This window comes from Acidiphilium sp. JA12-A1, from assembly GCF_000724705.2.
GTDB classification, from domain to species: Bacteria; Pseudomonadota; Alphaproteobacteria; order Acetobacterales; family Acetobacteraceae; genus Acidiphilium; species Acidiphilium multivorum.
Map to the genome: position 1 here is coordinate 1 of NZ_JFHO01000142.1, position 3322 is coordinate 3322.

3 protein-coding genes are annotated in these 3322 nt (G+C 72.3%); 2 read left to right on the forward strand and 1 reads right to left on the reverse strand.

From position 1 onward, the window contains the following. On the forward strand, positions 1-986 hold a 986-nt coding region (locus tag RT91_RS22905), incomplete at its 5' end, for a glycosyltransferase family 1 protein (RefSeq protein WP_035189137.1). On the opposite strand, the gene RT91_RS18545 is transcribed toward RT91_RS22905, so the two are convergent. Then, positions 943-1650 carry an SIMPL domain-containing protein gene (locus tag RT91_RS18545; protein WP_035189140.1) on the reverse strand — a complete coding sequence of 236 codons (708 nt, stop codon included), beginning with the start codon at positions 1648-1650 and terminating at the stop codon, positions 943-945. The genes RT91_RS22905 and RT91_RS18545 overlap by 44 nt on opposite strands. A 264-nt stretch (positions 1651-1914) precedes the next feature. On the opposite strand from RT91_RS18545, the gene RT91_RS18550 reads away from it, so the two are divergent. Beyond that, on the forward strand, positions 1915-3322 hold a 1408-nt coding region (locus RT91_RS18550; protein WP_035189142.1), incomplete at its 3' end, for a DEAD/DEAH box helicase.

Genomic DNA, 3322 nt, shown 5'->3' on the forward strand with positions numbered 1-3322 from the left:
CTTTCGCTCCTCCGGTCGCCTTCGCCGCCGGCGACGTGCTGCTGGCCATCGGCGCCACCTGGCCGTTCCCCGACTATGCCGCCCGGATCGACGCCGCCCGCCGCGACGGCGTGCGCTTCGCCCCCTTCGTCTACGACCTGGTTCCCGCCCTGTTCCCCGAATGGTCGGCCCGCTCCACCACCACCGGCTTCCGCACCTGGATGGAGACGGTGCTGCCCCAGGCCGACCGCCTGTTCACCATCTCCCACGCCACGCGCCGGGCCCTGCGCGATCATGCGAAGCGCGCCGGCCTGCCGATCCCGGAGGCGATTCCCGTGCCGGTCGGCGCGCATTTCCCCCGCAAGGCCGATCCCGATGCGGCGCCCCTGCACCCGCGCCCCTACGTGCTGTTCGTCTCCACCATCGAGCCGCGGAAGAACCATGCCGGCATGCTGCGCCTCTGGCGCGAGATGATCATGCAGGAAAAGCCGGACCTCGTGCCCGACCTCATCCTCGCCGGCCGCATCGGCTGGATGTCGCAGGATTTCATCACCCAGTGCGAGAATGCCGGCTGGCTCGGCGGCAAGCTGCGCCTGATCGAAAGCCCGACCGACGCCGAGCTGGCGATCCTCTACCGCGACTGCCTGTTCACGATCTATCCCTCCTTCTACGAGGGCTGGGGCCTGCCGGTCACCGAGAGTCTCGGCTTCGGCAAGCCGGTCGTCGCCTCCAACACCGCCGCGATTCCCGAGGCGGGCGGGCGCTTCTGCATCTATTTCGATCCCAACGACCTCGGCGACGCCCGCCGCGCGATCAGCGGCCTCGTGCGCAATCCCTCCCGCCGCGCCGGGCTCGAGGCCGACATCGCGCGCAATTACCGCCCGCCCTCCTGGCCGGACGCGGCGCGCCTGATCCTCGACGTGCTGGCCGACGACGCCGTCGACCTGCCCGCCGCACCCGCCGTCATTTCGCTGCCGGCACCAGCTCTATCGTCGCCGACAGGCTGACCCGCTCCTCGATCGCCGCCGGCCGCGCCACCGGCGGGGCCGCGCGCCCCGCCACCATGAGGCCGCCGAACACCGGGCGAACCGGCGGGCCGTCCACCTGCACGGTGCGGATCGTGCCGACCGTCTCGCCGAGCGAACGCGCCACCGCCTGCGCCTCGGCCCGCAGCTGCCGCACCGCATCGCCGATCGCGCGCTCCCGCGTCGCCGCCGCCGTCGCGGCGCTCAGCCGGCCGTCGAGCGACTGCAGGCGCGCGCCCGCGTGCTGGAGCTGCCCGATCAGCCCGCGCAGCCCCGCCGCCGCCGCCGAGGTCGGCGCCGCGTCGCAGGAGAGGCTCAGCTCCTGCCGCGCGACCCACGCGGTCCGCTTCGCGTCCGTCGGGGTCACGAAATAGCTCCCGGTCGTCGCGCGGACGCCGGCCACCCCGTCCGCCGCGTGCAGCGCCGCCGCCATCGCCCGGTTGAGCCTGTCCTGCGCCGCGGCCGCGTCCGGCGCCTCGCCGGCGATCTCGAGCGTCGCCGCCATCGCATCCGGCAGATGCCGCGCGCTGCCGGTCACCGAGAGGGTGAGGGTGGTCGCGCCTTGCCGGTGCGGTGCCGCCGCGGCGGCGAGCGGTGCCGCCAGCAGGGCGGCGGCCAGCGGGAGAAGCGCGGTGAGTCGGGCCATGGTTGTCTCCTTCCGGGCAGCGCCGTCGTGCCGTCCGCGGCCGCTCCGGCGCGGGCGGGGCGTCCAGCCTAACACGCCCCCGGCGTTCCGGGCAGGCCGCGCGCCAGCCCGCCATTCACTTGACTTTTCGGCGGTCAGAACGGATATCAACGATCTCGGGGCAGACGCAACTGCGCCCCCGTCTCGCGTCTGGCCGCTCCGCAACGAATCGGGAGCGAGCGGATGCGGGCACTCCTGCTCCTCTTGTCCGAATTGGTCTGAATATTGTCCGAGTCCAGGGATTTCGTGCCGCACCCACAGGAAGACGCCGCCGCCGAGGCTGCCGAAACGCCGCCCGCCTCCGGCTTCGCGTCGCTCGGCCTGTCCGAGCCGATCCTCAAGGCCCTTGAGGAAAAGGGCTATCTGAACCCGACCCCGATCCAGGAACAGGCGATCCCGACCGTGCTCATGGGGCGGGACGTTCTCGGCTGCGCGCAGACCGGCACCGGCAAGACCGCGAGCTTCACCCTGCCGATGCTCGACATTCTCTCCGGCTCCCGCGCCCGGGCGCGGATGCCGCGCTCCCTCATCCTCGAGCCGACGCGCGAGCTCGCCCTCCAGGTCGCCGAGAATTTCGTCCAGTACGGCAAGCACCTGAAGCTCAACCATGCGCTGCTGATCGGCGGCGAGAGCATGGGCGAGCAGCGCGACGTGCTGACCCGCGGGGTCGACGTGCTGATCGCCACCCCCGGCCGCCTGATCGACATCTTCGAGCGCGGCGGCCTGCTGCTGTCGGACGTGCGGGTGCTGGTGATCGACGAAGCCGACCGCATGCTCGACATGGGGTTCATCCCCGATATCGAGCGGATCGTCTCCCTCCTGCCAACCATGCGGCAGACGCTCTTTTTCTCCGCCACCATGGCCCCGGAGATCCGCCGCCTGGCCGACGCGTTCCTCTCGAACCCGAAGCAGATCACCGTCTCCCGCCCGGCCACCGTCGCCACCACGATCACCGAAGGCCTGTCGCTGGTCGCCACGCACGACAAGCGCGAGGCCCTGCGCCGGCTGATCCGCACCGAGGACGTGCAGAACGCGCTCGTCTTCTGCAACCGCAAGCGCGATGTCGACATTCTCTGCAAGTCGCTGACGCGGCACAAATTCTCGGCCGGCATGCTGCATGGCGACATGCCGCAATCCGCCCGCTTCGCGACCCTCGAGCGCTTCAAGGCCGGCGAGATCCGCCTGCTGGTCTGCTCCGACGTCGCCGCCCGCGGCATCGATATCGGCGGCCTGTCGCATGTCTTCAATTTCGACGTCCCGCACCACGCCGAGGATTACGTCCACCGCATCGGCCGCACCGGACGGGCGGGAATGCAGGGCCGCGCCCTGACCCTCGCCACGCCGGCCGACCGCGCCGCGGTCGACGCGATCGAATTGCTGATCGGCCACCCGATTCCCCGCCTCGCCGTGGACGGTCTCGATCCCGTCGAGTGGGAGGAGGCCGAATCCAGGGGCCGCCGCCGGGGCGGCAAGCCCGCCGCCAAGGCCGCGCCGCCGGCGAAGAAGGCGCCCAAGCCGGCCGCCCGCGCCGAGACCCCGCCCGCCGCCGAGGAACAGCCCGTCCCCCGCCGCAGCAGGGAGCCGGGCAACCGCCGCGGCGGCCGCGAGGATGCCGGCCCGCGCGAGCCGGTCG